Source organism: Streptomyces sp. NPDC001493, assembly GCF_053597235.1.
Window position 1 is genome coordinate 177,035 of the sequence record NZ_JBSFHV010000012.1, and the last position, 14,686, is coordinate 191,720.

Annotated in this window: 12 protein-coding genes and 1 tRNA gene; 4 read left to right on the forward strand and 9 right to left on the reverse strand. The window is 74.0% G+C overall.

Features of this window, described 5'->3' with window-relative positions; all coding sequences use genetic code 11:
• Nucleotides 1–16 precede the first annotated feature (16 nt).
• The gene (locus tag ACWCWD_RS19055) at nt 17–775 is read right to left on the reverse strand and encodes an IclR family transcriptional regulator domain-containing protein (protein ID WP_450773952.1); all 759 of its coding nucleotides are present in this window, start codon (nt 773–775) and stop codon (nt 17–19) included.
• Between the two features lie 514 nt (nt 776–1,289).
• Here ACWCWD_RS19055 and ACWCWD_RS19060 point away from each other — a divergent pair.
• Together ACWCWD_RS19060 and ACWCWD_RS19065 are read left to right on the forward strand one after the other, a co-directional pair.
• Nucleotides 1,290–2,054, forward strand: coding sequence for a maleate cis-trans isomerase family protein (locus ACWCWD_RS19060; protein WP_450773953.1), 765 nt, complete (start codon nt 1,290–1,292; stop codon nt 2,052–2,054).
• Between the two features lie 120 nt (nt 2,055–2,174).
• The gene (locus ACWCWD_RS19065) at nt 2,175–3,329 is read left to right on the forward strand and encodes an LLM class flavin-dependent oxidoreductase (protein ID WP_450773954.1); all 1,155 of its coding nucleotides are present in this window, start codon (nt 2,175–2,177) and stop codon (nt 3,327–3,329) included.
• A 21-nt stretch (nt 3,330–3,350) separates the two neighbouring features.
• Here ACWCWD_RS19065 and ACWCWD_RS19070 read toward each other — a convergent pair whose 3' ends face one another.
• Nucleotides 3,351–5,204, reverse strand: a complete 1,854-nt coding sequence (locus ACWCWD_RS19070; protein ID WP_450773955.1) for a putative bifunctional diguanylate cyclase/phosphodiesterase — start codon at nt 5,202–5,204, stop codon at nt 3,351–3,353.
• A 505-nt stretch (nt 5,205–5,709) separates the two neighbouring features.
• Between ACWCWD_RS19070 and ACWCWD_RS19075 the strand changes: the two genes are divergently transcribed.
• A complete protein-coding gene (locus ACWCWD_RS19075) occupies nt 5,710–6,951 on the forward strand; it encodes a M6 family metalloprotease domain-containing protein (protein WP_450773956.1) in 1,242 nt (413 codons plus the stop codon).
• Nucleotides 6,952–7,037: 86 nt separating this feature from the next.
• On the opposite strand, the gene ACWCWD_RS19080 is transcribed toward ACWCWD_RS19075, so the two are convergent.
• The 3 genes from ACWCWD_RS19080 to ACWCWD_RS19090 all read right to left on the reverse strand — a co-directional run bounded on the left by ACWCWD_RS19080 (nt 7,038) and on the right by ACWCWD_RS19090 (nt 8,360).
• A tRNA-Lys gene (locus tag ACWCWD_RS19080) sits at nt 7,038–7,111 on the reverse strand.
• Nucleotides 7,102–7,782, reverse strand: coding sequence for a hypothetical protein (locus ACWCWD_RS19085; RefSeq protein WP_450773957.1), 681 nt, complete (start codon nt 7,780–7,782; stop codon nt 7,102–7,104). Before ACWCWD_RS19085 ends, ACWCWD_RS19080 begins: the two co-directional genes overlap by 10 nt.
• Nucleotides 7,783–8,018: 236 nt before the next feature.
• Complete coding sequence (locus ACWCWD_RS19090) at nt 8,019–8,360, reverse strand: hypothetical protein (RefSeq protein ID WP_327175960.1); 342 nt, start codon at nt 8,358–8,360, stop codon at nt 8,019–8,021.
• Between the two features lie 734 nt (nt 8,361–9,094).
• Between ACWCWD_RS19090 and ACWCWD_RS19095 the strand changes: the two genes are divergently transcribed.
• Nucleotides 9,095–9,316 carry a hypothetical protein gene (locus tag ACWCWD_RS19095; protein ID WP_450773958.1) on the forward strand — a complete coding sequence of 74 codons (222 nt, stop codon included), beginning with the start codon at nt 9,095–9,097 and terminating at the stop codon, nt 9,314–9,316.
• Nucleotides 9,317–9,381: 65 nt separating this feature from the next.
• On the opposite strand, the gene ACWCWD_RS19100 is transcribed toward ACWCWD_RS19095, so the two are convergent.
• From ACWCWD_RS19100 to ACWCWD_RS19115, 4 genes are read right to left on the reverse strand one after another with little or no spacing between them, the layout of a single operon-like run.
• On the reverse strand, nt 9,382–10,803 hold the full coding sequence (locus tag ACWCWD_RS19100; protein ID WP_450773959.1) for an AAA domain-containing protein: 1,422 nt from the start codon (nt 10,801–10,803) through the stop codon (nt 9,382–9,384).
• The gene (locus ACWCWD_RS19105) at nt 10,800–12,431 is read right to left on the reverse strand and encodes a hypothetical protein (protein WP_450773960.1); all 1,632 of its coding nucleotides are present in this window, start codon (nt 12,429–12,431) and stop codon (nt 10,800–10,802) included. The genes ACWCWD_RS19100 and ACWCWD_RS19105 overlap by 4 nt, the downstream gene beginning before the upstream one ends.
• On the reverse strand, nt 12,422–13,660 hold the full coding sequence (locus ACWCWD_RS19110; protein WP_450773961.1) for a hypothetical protein: 1,239 nt from the start codon (nt 13,658–13,660) through the stop codon (nt 12,422–12,424). The genes ACWCWD_RS19105 and ACWCWD_RS19110 overlap by 10 nt, the downstream gene beginning before the upstream one ends.
• Complete coding sequence (locus ACWCWD_RS19115; RefSeq protein WP_450773962.1) at nt 13,545–14,507, reverse strand: phosphatase PAP2 family protein; 963 nt, start codon at nt 14,505–14,507, stop codon at nt 13,545–13,547. Before ACWCWD_RS19115 ends, ACWCWD_RS19110 begins: the two co-directional genes overlap by 116 nt.
• Between the last annotated feature and the right edge of the window lie 179 nt (nt 14,508–14,686).

The window sequence follows — 14,686 nt, forward strand, 5'->3', positions numbered from 1 at the left end:
CGCGTGTCCGGGGAGGTCAGAGTGCCAGCGACAGCAGGACCGGCGCGGCCTGCCGGTTCAGGAGCTCGGCGGCCTCGCGCAGCCGGTAGGTGTCGCCGACCGGGAGCGACAGCGCCAGGCAGCCCGCCGAGCCGCCCGCCGTCAGCGGGACCGCCGCGCAGACCGTACCCACCGCGTACTCCTGGAGGTCCAGCATCGGGACCGTCGCCGGGTGGTGGTCGAGGGTGGCCAGCAGCACCTTCTCGTCCGTGATGGTCCGGGAGGTGAGCCGCGCCGTGCGGTGGCGCGCGATGTGGTCGCGCCGGGCGTCGTGGTCGAGCTGGGCCAGCAGGCACTTGCCGACCGCGCTGGCGTGCGCCGCCGAGCGGAAGTCCACCCACTCGCTGACCGCCGGGGTCAGGGGGCCGTCGAAGACCTGGGTCACGGTGACCTCGCCGTCGACGTACCGGCTCATGTAGACCGCCGCACCGACCGTGTCGCGCAGCTGCGCCAGGATCTTCTGGAGCCGTTCCTCCAGGGCGAGGCGCCGGGAGGGGCCCGAGCCGAGGAGGAGCAGCGCTGCGCCGAGGACGTACGCACCGTCCGCGATCTGCTCGACGTACCCCTCGCGCCGCAGCGTCAGCAGCAGGGAGGTGAGGCGGGCGGACGGCAGTCCGGTCTCCCGCACGAGCTGTGTTTCGGTCACGCCGTCGCCGTGGTGGGAGACCGTTTCGAGCACGCGGAAGGCGTGCTGCACCGCGTGGAACGGCGCCGTTGGTTCCGGTCGCAATGTCACGGTGCCCCCTGCCCAAGGTCCGACCGCAAAGCCGTGCGTCCACGATAGTGGCCAAGAAGTGCCCATGGCAGGGCTGTTGACCACTTCTTGTCCCTTGTGGGCCGTCCCTGGACTGGGGTGCACCCGTGTGGCATATGCCAGAGACATGAACACTCTTGGCAAATGCCAGGTCACGGCCGGTGCGCGGGCACTCGCATGCCGGGGGAATTCCTGTGGGAAACCAAAGATTTTTTCGGCCACGCGGATTCGACCACCTGTCCCTCGTCGAACGTCAGCGCCGACTTCGGGGCGACTTCGGGGCGGTGCGGCCGGATTCCTTCCTCCGGCGCCGGGCCGCGGGACGGTCTCCGGCCCTCCCTGTGGGTGCGACGGCGGATGTCGGGAACACTGGAAGGAGACGAAGACGAAGAGAGCGAAGACACAGGGACGACCGCGCGCCGGTCGCACCGTCCGCGAGCGGCCCGCCCCGCCCCTGTCCCGGACCACCGGTCCGGGCGGAAAAGGAAGGGTGGACATGACGACCGTCGGACTTCTCTACCCGGGCGAATGCGCCGAGGACGACTTCCCGCGGATCGAGATCACGCTGGACAGCGACATCAGACTGCCCCTGTTCCGTACGGGGATCGGCGACGACGTCCGCCGTGTGGAGGCCCTGCGCGAACTGGGCTCCGCCGAGCGGCTCGACGCGGGCGTGGAGGAGCTCCGGCTGGCCGGCGCCGACTCCCTGGTGTGGGCCTGCACGGGCGGCAGCTTCGTCCTCGGCCGGGACGGCGCCCAGGCGCAGATCTCCGCGCTGGCACGCTCCGCGGGACTCCCCGCCTCCAGCACGTCCTTCGCGTTCGTGCACGCCGTGCGGGAGCTCGGGGTCCGGCGGGTCGCGGTCGCCGCTACCTACCCGGAGGACGTCGCCGCGCTGTTCAGCGACTTCCTGACGGCCGCCGGCATCGAGGTGGTCGCCACCCGGGGCAGCGGGATCATCACCGGAGCCGAGGTGGCCCGCTGGGACCTGGACCTCACCCGCGAGCTCGCCATCGCCGGCGACCACCCGGACGCGGAGGCGGTCCTGCTCCCCGACACCGCTCTGCACACCGCGGCGCACGTACCCGAGCTGGAGCAGCTCCTCGGCAAGCCGGTCCTCGCGGCCAACCCGGTCACGGTCTGGGAGGGGCTGCGCCTCACCGACCGCCACATCTGGGCCCCCGGACTCGGCGCCCTCTTCGCCACCCGGGAGCCCCCGCTCGGCACCGTCGAACCACGCGGGCTCGAAGTGCGGGAGTGACGTACGGGGCGTCCGCGCAACGGACTCCGGGCGGCCTCCGCCCGGAATAAGCGGAGCCGCCCTCCTGTTGCAGGGGTTCGATACGCATACGTATGACCAGTGGCACCGGGAGAGCGACACGTGGACGAGAACCGAGGCGACGAGATCCGGAACGACGGCGAGGGCGCCGCAGACGGAGCCGCCGACGGCCGGACCGACACCGTCAGGGGCACGGCGGGCGGCACCGCCCCCGTGCCGCTGTCCGTGCTCGACCTGGTGACCGTGGGCAAGGGCCGCACCGCGAGCGAGGCGCTCCGCACCAGCGTGGACATCGCGAAGCTGGCCGAGCGGCGCGGATTCCACCGCTTCTGGGTCGCCGAGCACCACTCCATGCCCGGCGTCGCCTCGTCCTCCCCGGCCGTCATCCTGGCCCACCTCGCCGCCCACACCGACCGCATCCGGCTCGGTTCGGGCGGCGTGATGCTGCCCAACCACGCCCCGCTCGTCATCGCCGAGCAGTTCGGCACCCTGGAGGCGCTGGCCCCCGGCCGGGTCGACCTCGGCCTCGGCCGCGCCCCCGGCACGGACGGCGCCACGGCCGCCGCGCTGCGCCGGAGCGACCGCCTCAACGAGGGTGCCGACGACTTCCCGCAGCAGCTCGCCGAGCTGACCCGCTTCCTGGACGACGACTTCCCGGACGGCCACCCCTACTCCCGCATCCACGCCGTCCCGGGGCCCGTGCAGGCCACCTCCGACGGCGGGGTGCAGTCCCCGGCCCGCCCGCCGATCTGGCTCCTCGGCTCCTCCGGCTTCTCCGCCCGGCTGGCCGGCATGCTCGGGCTGCCCTTCGCCTTCGCGCACCACTTCTCGGCCCGGAACACCATTCCGGCGCTGGACCTGTACCGGGAGTCCTTCCGGCCGTCCGCCGTGCTCGACGCCCCGTACGCCCTGATCGGTGCCGCCGCGCTCGCCGCCGAGAGCGAGGCCGAGGCGCACCGCCAGGTGCTCACCGGGGCGCTCAGCATGCTGCGGCTGCGCACCGGCCGTCCGGGCCTGGTGCCCACCCCGGAGGAGGCCGAGGCGCACACCTTCGGCCCGCTGGAGCGCGACTTCGTGGACGAGTGGCTCGGCAACATCGTGTACGGCACGTCCGAGCAGGTCCGCGCGGGCCTGGACGACCTGGCCAAGCGGACCGGCGCCGACGAGCTGATGATCACCGCCAACGCGCACGGCGGCGAGGCCCGGCTGCGCAGCTACGAGCTCATCGCCGACGCGTACGGCCTGCCCACGCTCTAGGCGGTTTCCGGGGCCCCGTGATCAAGGGGCCCCGGACGCGGCCACCCCGCCCGCGGCGATCAGCTCGGCGATCCGTTCCGGCGTGACCGCCCGCGAGTACAGCCAGCCCTGCCCGGTGTCGCAGCCGATCCGGCGCAGCCGCTCGGCCTGCTCCGCCGTCTCCACGCACTCCGCCGTCACCGTCAGCCCCAGCCGGTGCGCCAGCTCCACCAGCGCCTCCACGATGGTCTCGTCGGCCGGGCTCGGGTGCCTGCCGCCGTCGTCGTACCGGAAGCCGCGCACGAAGGAGCCGTCCAGCTTGAGCACGGAGACGGGGAGCCGGCTGAGGTAGGCGAGGTTGGAGTAGCCGGTGCCGAAGTCGTCGATGGCGATCCGTACGCCCATGTCGCTCAGCGCCTGCAGCGCCCGCAGCGGGCGGCCCGCCGAGCCCATGACGGCCGACTCCGTCAGCTCCAGTTGCAGCAGCCCGGGATCGAGACCGGTCTCGGCGAGGACGTCCCGGACCTCCGCGACCAGGTCGGTGTCCCAGACCTGCCGTACGGCGACGTTGACGCTGACGAACAGCGCCGGCCCGTCCGGATGGTCCAGCTGCCAGCGGCGGGCCTGGCGGCAGGCCGTACGCAGCACCCAGCGGCCCAGCCGCACGATCGAACCGTCCTCCTCGGCGATGGCGACGAAGCGGTTCGGTCCGAGCACCCCGAACTGCGGGTGGTTCCACCGCACCAGCGCCTCGACGCCCCGCACCACCCCGTCGGCCATGCCGACCAGCGGCTGGTACTCCAGGGCGAACTCGCCGCGGTCGACGGCCGGCCGCAGCGTCGAGGAGAGCGCCTGCCGGGTCATCCGGTGGGCGTTGCGCTCGGAGTCGAAGAGGGTCCAGCGGGCCTTGCCGTCCGCCTTCGCCCAGTAGAGCGTGGTGTCGGCGGCCTGCATCAGCCCGGTGGGGGAGGTGCCGGCCGAGGCGCGTTCCACCACCCCGATCGAGGCGGAGACCGAGAGCCGCTGCCCCGCCAGGTCGAACGGCTGCTGCACCGCCGTGAGCAGCGCGTCCGCCAGGTCCAGCAGCTGCTGGGTGCCCTGCGACTCCTCGACCAGCACGGCGAACTCGTCGCCCCCGAGCCGCGCCACGAAGTGGCTGCCGTCGCGGTGGTACGGGTCGCGCCCCGCGACGTCGCTCAGCCGTCCCGCCACGGCGGCGAGCAGCCGGTCGCCGGCCCGGTGCCCCAGGGTGTCGTTGACGGCCTTGAAGCCGTCCAGGTCCAGGTAGCAGAGCCCGATCCGGCCCGGGCGAGGCAGCAGCGAGCTGTCCTGGAACGGCGACAGCTCCAGCGCCGCCGAGAGCCGCTCGAAGAAGAGGGTGCGGTTGGGCAGCCGGGTCACCGCGTCGTGCATCTGGAGGTGGCGCAGCCGCTGCTGGAGCTCGTGCCGGTCGCTGATGTCGGCCACCGTCAGCAGCGCCCGGCCCGGGTCACCCGCCGTGGGATCGGCCATCGGTACGACGGTGATCTCGGCCCAGAGCGGCCGGCCGTCCCGGTGCTTGAGCCGGCGGGTGCAGCGGAACCGGGAGCGCCGTCCGCGCAACACCTCACGGTAGGAGCGCCAGGCGTGGTCGTCGGGGGTGAGGCCGACGAGGGCGGCGACGGGCCGTCCGGCGAGGTCGGCGGCGGTGGTTCCGGTCATCCGGGCGAGCGCCTCGTTGGCGTGCACGACCGCCCCGGCGCCGTCCACCACGGCCATGGCGAACGTGGCGCTGCGGAAGGCGGACCGGTAGGCGAGCAACGCGGTTTCCGCGTGGTGACGCTCCGTGTCCGCCACCGGGGGTGCGCCGGGGGATGTGCCTGCCGGGGGCCTGTGCCCTTCGGAGGTTCCGCTCACCGCTCGCTCCCGCTGTGCAGATTGTCGTGAACAGGTGTGGCTGGACGGGCCCACCGGGTGGGCGCACCGGGCCGGGGCGCGAACCACGCGGGAAAACGTGAGGAAGCATAGAGGGTGGGGTGTCGGCGCTTCCAGCCCGGCCCGCCCGCCGCCGCCCGCCGGTCCGGCCCCGGCTGACGCGTACGCGCCCAGTGACCGTCCTCCGCAAGGTTCCGGCATCGCTCCGCACGGCCTCCCGTTTTGCCCGCCACTGTTCCCTTCTGTGCGCCTGTGTTCCCAGGCGACTTCTCGCTGTCGGATTCCGAGGAGTGAATGACCGTATGTGACGTTACGTGATCGCGGCCCGCCGGAGAAGGGGTGCCGGGTGCGCCGCCCCGGCGGGCCGGCACGGGCTCCCGCGGCGGGCCGGGTGGCCCCTGACCCGTGTGGGGCAGCCCAGCGGGCGGGGTGCGGTGATCGGGCACAGGGTGGAGCGAGGTGTTCCGCATCCCACCCGGAGGTAGATGTGCCGCGTCAGCACGGACCCGGGGGGGTGGAGAAGCCGAGTCCGCGCGGAGTGGCGGCGGCGCTGACCGCGCTCATGGCGCTGGCCGCCATGTCACTCGTCGCCGGCCCCGCGGCCGCCGCCTACGCGGGCGTGAAACCGTGCGCGCTGCCCCGGACACCGGCCCACCACTCGCTGGGGCTGGACAGCTGGAACGGCGCCTACCCCCGCCCCGCCCGGCACCTCGACGCGGTCATGATCTTCCTGTCCTTCCCCGACGCCGACCCGGTCGTCACGCCGGACGTGCTCACCGCCGACTACTTCCCCTCCACGACCGCCTTCTTCGAGAAGGCCAGCTATGGCGCCTTCACCCTGAGCGCGCACCCGCAGAAGCGCTGGGTGCGGATGCCGCACCCGTCCACCTGGTACGGCATAGAGCGGGACTGGGACTCCGGCCGCCGGACCGCCTATCTGCGCGACGCGATCCGGGCGGCGGACCCGGAGACCGACTTCTCCGCGTACGACATCGTCTACCTGGTCGCCGACCCCGACGCGCCCGGCGTCGACTCCGACGCCACCAAGGTCGTCAACTTCGACCGGCCGATCACCGCCGACGGCAAGGACATCAAGCGGGTCGTCACCGTCTTCGAACAGCACCCGCCCGACCGCAACGTCCTCGCCCACGAGACCGGGCACGTCTTCGACCTCGCCGACCTCTACCACCGCCCCACGGACGGCAAGGGCGACTGGGACACGTACGTCGGCGACTGGGACGTCATGGGCAGCCAGTTCGGGCTGGCGCCGGACCTCTTCGGCTGGCACAAGTGGAAGCTCGGCTGGCTCGGCGACCGGCAGGTGGTCTGCGTCCAGGGCAGCGCGGACGTGACCCTGGAACCGGTCGCCGCCGCCCCCGTCCCCGGCGGCACCATGGGCACCCGGCTCGCCGTCGTCAGGACCGGCGAGGACAGCGCGCTCGCCGTCGAGGCCCGCGGCGCCACCGGGAACGACCGGGCGACCTGCACCGAGGGCGTACTGATCTACCGGGTGCGCAGCGCCACGGCCTCCGGCGGCGGCCCGGTGGAGGTATTGGACACCCATCCGGACACGGAAGCCTGCTGGGACCGCTCGGTCTACCCGCCGCTCGCGGACGCCCCGCTCTCGGTGGGGGAGACGTACAGCGTGCCGGGGGAGCGGATCCGCGTCGAGGTCGCCGACAGGACGCCGTCCGGCTCCTGGACGGTACGGATCACCACCGGCACCTGAGCCGGGGCCGGGCGCCGCGCGTCGGGCGTCGGGCCGGTCCGGACACGAAGAAGCCCCCCGCTTCCGCGAGGGGCTTCTTCCGTCGGTGCGCCGCCAGGGACTCGAACCCCGGACCCGCTGATTAAGAGTCAGCTGCTCTAACCAACTGAGCTAGCGGCGCCTGCTGACGTCGTAGACATTAGCATCCAGATCCGCCGGAGGAAAAATCGAGTAATCGGACACCGGCGGGACGGCGCTCCGGGCGGCCCGCACGCAGGCCCAGCGCAGCACGTCGGGGCCGGGCAGCCAGGGGGTGCGGGTGTCGGGGGCGACCACCCACTGCGGCCCCGGAGCGGTGGGGTCGCAGGTCAGCGGCGGTACGGTCACCGCGTCGCCGGTGCCGTGGCAGAGCACCGGGGGCAGGGTGCGCGCACCGGACGCCGGGCGGGCGGCGCCCGTACCCCACTCCTCCCAGGCCAGCAGCGAGGGGAGCCGCTGGGCGGTGCCGGGCGCCGCGAAGAGCAGGGTCCGGCCGCGGTGGGTGGCGACCGGACCGGAGCCGGGGCCCTCCGCCCAGAGCCGCTCCAGCATCCGCCGCCCGAACAGGGACGGGACGCTCACCACGTCGAACGCGGTGCCGCAGGGCAGGACCCCCGGCGACCCGGGGCTCGCCTGCCAGCGGTCGAGCGTGGTGCGCGGGTTCGCCGTGGAGCTCGCGAGCCAGACGGCCCCGGAGGAGGTGACCTCGGCAGGCTGGTGCGAGGCCTGACTCCGCAGCGGAGGGAGGGTTCCGACGCCGGAGCGCGGTTCGCGGGTCTGCAGGGACGTTTCGTCTTCCAGCCATGCGGTCATGGAGACAGGTCTACCGGGTGTGACGGTACTGCCGCCGAGAGTCGTCGAATCCAGGACAGGACGTCATCTTGCCGGGTATCTTGCCCGCGGGCATATGCCAGAAGCTGCACCCGGAGTGACCGTGCCGGGGGCGGGGGCCGGGGGACTTCTCCGGGCCGCGTGCCACGTGCGACGCATGTGCCGTCCGTGCCACGTGTGACCAGGGTGACCGGGTGTCGTGCGGCTCTCAGGGCCTGTCAGGGCCGGGGCGACTTCAGCAGTGAACGGCCGAACTCGATCATCTTCTCCGCGTAGTCCTCGGTCCACTCCGCGCGCTCCGCGACGTCGGCGGGCGTCAGCCGGTCGAAGCGGCGGGGGTCGGCGAGCTGGGCTGCGGCGACGGCCTGGAACTCGATGCTCCGGTCGGTGGCGGCCCGGAACGCGTGCGTCAGCTCGGTCGCGCGGGTCAGCAGCTCCGCCGGATCGTCCATCGACTCCAGGTTGAAGAAGTGGTCGGGGTCGGCCGCCGCCTCCGCGGGTTCGAAGAGCAGCGGGGCGGGGCGCAGCCTCGGCTGCGCGTTCCGGTCGGCTTGTGCCATGTGCGTTTTCCTCCTTCGGGAAGGCCGGACGGCCACCCTCCATTGTCCAACCCGGCGCAAGTCCGGTGTCCCGGGCCGTGCGGCCCCTGTCCTCGCCGGCCCGCCCGTGAGGGCGAACGTGCCCGGTGCACCGAACGATTCCGTGGCCGCGGGCATGCCGGTGCGCCCGGCAGGAGCCGTGACCCCGGGGTCGCTCGGCGTGGGTGTCCGCCACGGTGGCCCCGAACAAGTCTGTCCGGGCCGACCGGCCGGAAAACACTGTCCGGAAGCGTTCGGCCCGCGCGCTCCCCGGCGTACCCCATCGATGCGCCGTTGGTTCGCGGGCAGGGGGGTGTTCTCCCAGGTTCTTCCGGTGTCTCCGATGGCGGTCGGGGCGCGGTGTCCACCGCCGGATCGCCCACGAGGGGCCCGGGCAGAAGGAGTTGCGGGACGCGGACCGGGAACTCGCCGAACCGGTCGCGCCCTGACTGGTCGTGGACCACGAAGACTGGCCCGCCGTCGCCGAAGTCCTTGAACGCGTCCACGTGCAGGGGGCGTTCAGGTGCGGTCCGGTTTCCTGGACCTGTCCGTCGGGCCGGGCCGGGGTCGGCGACCGCGGTCCGCGGCGGTGACGCCCCCATGCCGGACCCGGCATGGCTGAAGGGGCGCACGGGGACACGAGGATGGGAAACGGAGCCGAAAAGTTCATCCCGGCGCGGTGGACAGGAGGAAACCGGGCTCACGAAGATGCGCTCATGGCCAGACGATTCCAGCCGGCGTACGCGCCGCTGACCTTCCTGATATGCCTCGTGGTCTTCTGCGACACGGTGCGTTCGTACCGCGCCGGAGACGATTCGGGGTGGTCCATCGCGTTCTGGTCGCTGGCGCTGGCGGTCGCCGCGTGGCAGCTCGCCTGTGCCGTGCAGCGACGCCGAGCCAGGCGGATCGCCGGGGGTGGGCCGACCGAGGCGAAATGACCCGGGCGTACGGCCACGGCGTACCGGCTCGGGCCGACTCGAATCGCCCGGCCCGGCCCGGTCCGTCAGCCGCCCCAGGACACCCGGTGGTTCGACCAGTGCTCCCAGGTGGACTGCATCGCCTCCCAGCCGTCCGGGAACTTCACCTCCACGCCGAGCTGCACCGGTTCCGTCGACGGATGCTCGTCCAGCAGGTCCGCCACCCCCGCCCGGCACACCACGACGCAGGCGTGCCGGTGGCGGGAGGCCAGCACGCAGAGCCGGCCCGTCTCCAGGTGGAAGGCGGTGGCGTCGGGCCGCCCGGAGAGCGGGTGCAGCACCACCGTGACGTCGAACTCCCGCCCCTGGAGCCGGTTCGCGGTGTCCACCGCGACGCCCGTGACCCCCAGCCCGGCGAGCGCCGCGCGCACCGCCGCCGCCTGGTCGCGGTGGGCGGTGCCGACGGCGATCCGGTCCGCCGTCACCGGCACCGGGTCCGCCGCGCGCTCGCTGGTCGCGGTGGTGCCCCGGTCCAGCAGCCTGCGGACCACCAGCGCCACCGCGCGGACCGCCTCCGGGTCGGTGCGCGGGGTGTGGCGGGCGGGCAGCTCCAGCAGCCCCCAGCCGGACTCCGCCGCCACGTCCAGCACCCGGTCGGGCCCCGAGCCGTCCGACGCCTCGGAGAACGCCAGCGTCCGGTCGCCGGGGCCCGTACCGCTGCGGAAGGGGGTGTACGGGTAGAAGGCGTCCGACACCAGGGGCGCGGCCGAGGCGGGCAGCCGCCAGGAGACCGGCAGCCGGTGCTGCGGCAGCCGCGGGTTGTGCGCCAGCAGGGTGGAGACGGCGCTCGCCGACGGGTCGTGGCTCAGCCCCGCCCACTGGTCCGCGCCCACGATCGAGAACGGGTCCAACTGCCCCGGGTCGCCCACGAAGAGCGCCCGCCGGAAGAGACCGGCCACGGCGAGCAGCGCGTCCGAGCGCATCTGGTACGCCTCGTCGACGATCGCGTGCTCCCACGGCTCCACGTTCTTCACGTGCGCCCACTTCGCGGCCGTAGAGAGGACCACGTCGAGCCCCGCCAGATCCGCTGCCTTCGCGGATTTGCGTACGTTCTCCAGACCGTCCAGCACCTTGTCGTACGGGTCGGAGTCGCTGCTGTGCAGCCGCCCCACCGGCAGGCCCGGTTCCTTCTCCGCGAGCCGCACCACCAGGTCGTCGACCTGCGCGTTGGTCTGCGCGATCACCATCAAGGGGCGCCCGGCGGCGGCGAGTTCCAGCGCGGCGCGGACCACCAGGGTGGACTTGCCCGCGCCCGGCGGGGAGTTGACCACGACACCCCGGGCGTCACCGTGCAGGGTGTCGTGGAGGATCGCGTCGGTGGCCCTGCCCGCCGCCGCGCCCGGATCGAATGCCGCGCCCGGATCGAATGCCGCGCCCGGGTCGAATGCCGCGCCCGGGTCGAACGCCCCGGTCGCGGCGGGTTCCCCGGCCATCCGTACGTCGGTCACAGCACATCCTCCGGGGTCACGGCGTCGGGCAGTTCGGCGGCCGCACCCGGCGGACCGCCGTGGGTCCACGGGGTCTCCTCCGCGTCCGGCAGCGCCGGGCCGCCGCGCTGGTCGTGCTCGAAGAGCGTCCACACCGTGCGCTCACCCGGCTCGGGCAGCGAGCCGGGGGCCGGCTCCTTGCCGCGCCCCATCCGGTCCAGGACCCGCAGCACCAGCAGCACCTCCGAGCCGTCCTCGGGGGCCTCGGTGCCGTCGGGGCCCGTGCCGGGGCCCGCGTACCGGACGAACTCCGCCGACTGCGGTTTGCCGTCCAGCGAGCGGTACACCTTCGTCCGCCCGCCCAGCTGCGGGCGTTCGGCCGTGCGGACCGTGACCAGCGGACGCGGGGACGGGCGCTTCGACTCCGTGTACGCCATCTCGACCCCCGTCACCTCGCCGACGAACGCCTCGCCGTTCAGCCGCCGGCCGGCCAGCACCAGCGGATCGTCCAGCGCCTCCTGGGCGTCGAGCCGCGCCTGCGCGGTCTCCCGGGAGGACAGCTTCCGGGCCGCCGTCACCGCGTCGTCCCGGCGCGGCTGCGGCGGCTCGCCCGCGCGCACCTTGTCCCGGTGACCGGTGAACGACCAGCGGTCACCGGTCCAGCGCTCCTCGGCCCTCGCCCCCTCCGGCAGCTCCCGCAGCCGGTCGAGCCCACGCCACACCGCGTCCCAGGTCGGCAGCAGCACCCCGGCCAGCAGCGAACGGATCTCCCGCTCGGCGGCGTGCAGCTCCCCGAGCCGCACGTCCGCCTCCAGGCCGTCCTCGACCCCGGCGAGCGCGGTGCGGGCCCGGTCGTACCGCTCGATCGCGGGCGCCAGCAGCCGGTTGTCGAACGCCGGGTCCGTGGCCGGACCCGCGGGCGGGCAGACCAACTGGCCGTCCCGGTCCCGCTCCAGCTCCGCCCGGAGCGCCGCCTCGGCGCCCGACCCGCCGTCCGGCGGGTCGATCCAGGCGAGCAGCGCCCCCAGATGCTGGTCCTCCACACTGCTCTGCCCCGTCGCCCAGTGGCGGTTCAGCAGATCCGTGGTGGCCAGCAGCAGCGAGGAACCCGGCACCCGGGCCCGCTCCGCGTAGTGCGTCAGCCAGCGGCCGAGCAGCGGCACCCGCGGCGGAGCCGGGTACGGGGTGTCCGGATCGTCCTCGGCGGTGCGCCGGAACCGCATCGACCGGCCCAGCAGCCGCACCAGGTCGATCCCGGCCCGGCTCGGCACGATCAACTGCGCCGCGTCCACGCACAGTTCGACCTCGACCTTGACCTTCTTCCCGGTCTCCGGGTCGGTCTCGCTCCGCTCGGAGGGCTCCACCACGTCCGCGTACGCCTCGATGTGCGGCAGCACCAGCTCGGCCAGCTCCGCGAGGAAGGCGAACCGCAGGTCGCGGTCGCGCGGCTGCGCCACCGCCAGCAGCCTCGGCGCCTCCCGGTCCGTCCCCACCAGCGCCCCCAGCGGGGCGCCCGCCTCGCCGGACGTGGTCAGCGGCACCAGCACGAGCGGCCGGTCGGTCAGATGGCGGTGGCGTACGGTCGCCAGCGGCTGGGCCCGCCCGCTGTCCACCGCCTCCAGCCGCGCCAGGGTGCTGATCAGTGACATGCCGCCGAGCCCTCCCGGTCCGCCGTGTCCGCCGGAGCCCGGGCGGGCAGCGCCACCGCGCCCTCCAGCGCCTCGGCGCGCAGGGCCGCAGCCCGGCGCAGTGCGGCGACGGCCGGGTCCGCCGGGTCGCCCTCCTTGCCCGCCGCCGCGTCCAGCACCGCGCGGACCGTGGTCAGTCCGCCGAGCTCACCGCTCACCCCACGCCCCAGCGTCCGCACGTCGCCCCGGGCCCGGGACTTCGCCCGGCAGTGGAACGCGAGCTCGCAGGCGGCCAGGCACTCGGGGGCGTACGCCGCCGGGACCGCCTCCACGGCGGCGGTCAGCTCCTCGGCCGAGCACCCCGGATCGAAGCTCACGCCCTCGGGGAGCAGGGCCGCGATCTCCTCGATGCGGGTGAGCCGGGTCAGCTGGCGCCGCGTCACCGCGCGCTGCTTGCGTACGTCCACGACGGAGCCGGCCGGCAGGTTGGAGAAGTCCTTGGGGCAGACGAGGAGGACGTCGTGCGCCACCTCGGCGCCCTCGGTGCGGGCGGCGACCGCCTCCAGGGCCAGCACGTAGACCGCCGACTGCCGGGCGGCGGCACCGACCTTCGCCGCGTCGGCGAAGCCGTCGATCATCGGGAACGACTTGATCTCGATGACCGTCCACCGGCCGTCGGGACGCACCACCACTGCGTCCGGTTCCAGATAGGCGGGCGAGCCCGCCACCTCCAGCGCCAGCATCGGATGGTCCAGCAGACTCCAGCCGCCGGCCGCGGTCGCCTCGCGCAGGGCCAGCGCCGTCCGGGCCGTCCGGCCCTCGGGGCCGGCCGCCGTCAGATCGGGGACCCGGGCGCCCTCGGGCGGCTCGCCGCCACCGCCGAGGCTCTCGTGCAGCAGGCGCAGCAGCTCGGTGCCGCCGTCGGCCTTGACCCGCGCCTCGAAGGCGTTGCCGCGCATGAACGCGAACTGGGACTGGCCGAAGCCGGAGGGGGAGCCGAGCGCGGTGGCCAGCCCGGTCTTGTCGACCCCGGCGCCGTCGAGCAGCGCCCGCCGCTTGCAGCCGGGGTTGGCGGCGAGGGCGGCCAGCGCGCGGGCGTCCAGCGGATGCGGGACGACCGCCGGTCCGCGCAGCTCAGCGAGCCGCTGCCGGAGCGCTGTCGCCGGCACCGGTCCGGCCGGGCTTGCCGGGGGCGCGGGGCGCGTCGCTGGAATGTGCGGAGGGGGTCCGCCGGCCGGGGATTCGCTCACCCGCCGAAGTCTCGCATCCGCCACTGACAATCGGGGACGGCGTCGCCGGAACTCCCGCTCCCGACGGGTACCGACGGGGGACGAGCGCCCGCAGCCGGGCCGATACGGGGGCGGCGGCCCGCATCACCGGGCGGGTCAGCAGCGCGCCCGCGCCCATCACCGCGGCGCCCGCCACGGCGTCGAGGAAGTAGTGGTTGGCGGTGCCCATGACCACGAAGACGATGGTCAGCGGGTAGAGGACGCCGAGTACGCGGAGCAGCGGATGCCGCCCGTACCGCCACAGCAGCACCCCGCACCACAGGGCCCACCCCACGTGCAGGCTCGGCATCGCCGCGTACTGGTTGGTCATGCCGCCGAGTCCGCGCGGGGCGCTCGCCTCGGTGCCCCACCACCCGTAGGAGCTGTACTGCGCCATGGTGTCGACGAATCCGTGCGCGGCGTCGAGGAGGCGGGGCGGACAGGTCGGCATCAGCGTGAAGCCGACCAGGCCGATCAGGGTGGAGGTCAGCAGCCAGGTGCGGACCGCGCGGTAGGCGGCGGTGCGGCGCCGGTACATCCACAGCAGCAGCGCCGGAGTGACGAGGTAGTGGAGAGAGGCGTACGCGAAGTCGGCGGGTATCCCCACCGAGGAGTGCGCGGTGAGCAGCCGGTTGAGCGGGTGCTCGATGTTCAGGTGAAGCGTTTTTTCCAGCCGGAGTATCGCGAGGCCGTGGTCGACGGCGGTCGATATGTTCCCGCGGGCGAGCAGTCGCCCGGCCGAGTAGAGCCCGTACACCACCGCTATGAGCGGCAGCTCCGTCCACCAACGGGGGCGTCCGGAGGCGCGTGCGGGTGTGGCGTGCGGCATCCGGTGGCTCTCCCCTGTTCAAGCGTCCGACGGCGGGCGTTCAACCGTACGGCGGTCGTCCGTCGCGATTTCCCCCGGGGGGTCCCTTTCGCGCCCCCCTGCTCCCGGCCCGCCCCGGCCGGGTCCTGCGGTGAGGGGGACGTGCGGACGGGCCGTGAGGTTGCCCGGTCCACCTGCCG

Coding starts and splice junctions, on each gene's coding strand:
- ACWCWD_RS19060 (WP_450773953.1), top strand. CDS start 1,290: ATGACGACCGTCGGACTTCTCTACCCGGGCGAATGCGCCGAGGACGAC.
- ACWCWD_RS19085 (WP_450773957.1), bottom strand. CDS start 7,782: ATGACCGCATGGCTGGAAGACGAAACGTCCCTGCAGACCCGCGAACCG.
- ACWCWD_RS19090 (WP_327175960.1), bottom strand. CDS start 8,360: ATGGCACAAGCCGACCGGAACGCGCAGCCGAGGCTGCGCCCCGCCCCG.
- ACWCWD_RS19095 (WP_450773958.1), top strand. CDS start 9,095: ATGGCCAGACGATTCCAGCCGGCGTACGCGCCGCTGACCTTCCTGATA.
- ACWCWD_RS19105 (WP_450773960.1), bottom strand. CDS start 12,431: ATGTCACTGATCAGCACCCTGGCGCGGCTGGAGGCGGTGGACAGCGGG.
- ACWCWD_RS19115 (WP_450773962.1), bottom strand. CDS start 14,507: ATGCCGCACGCCACACCCGCACGCGCCTCCGGACGCCCCCGTTGGTGG.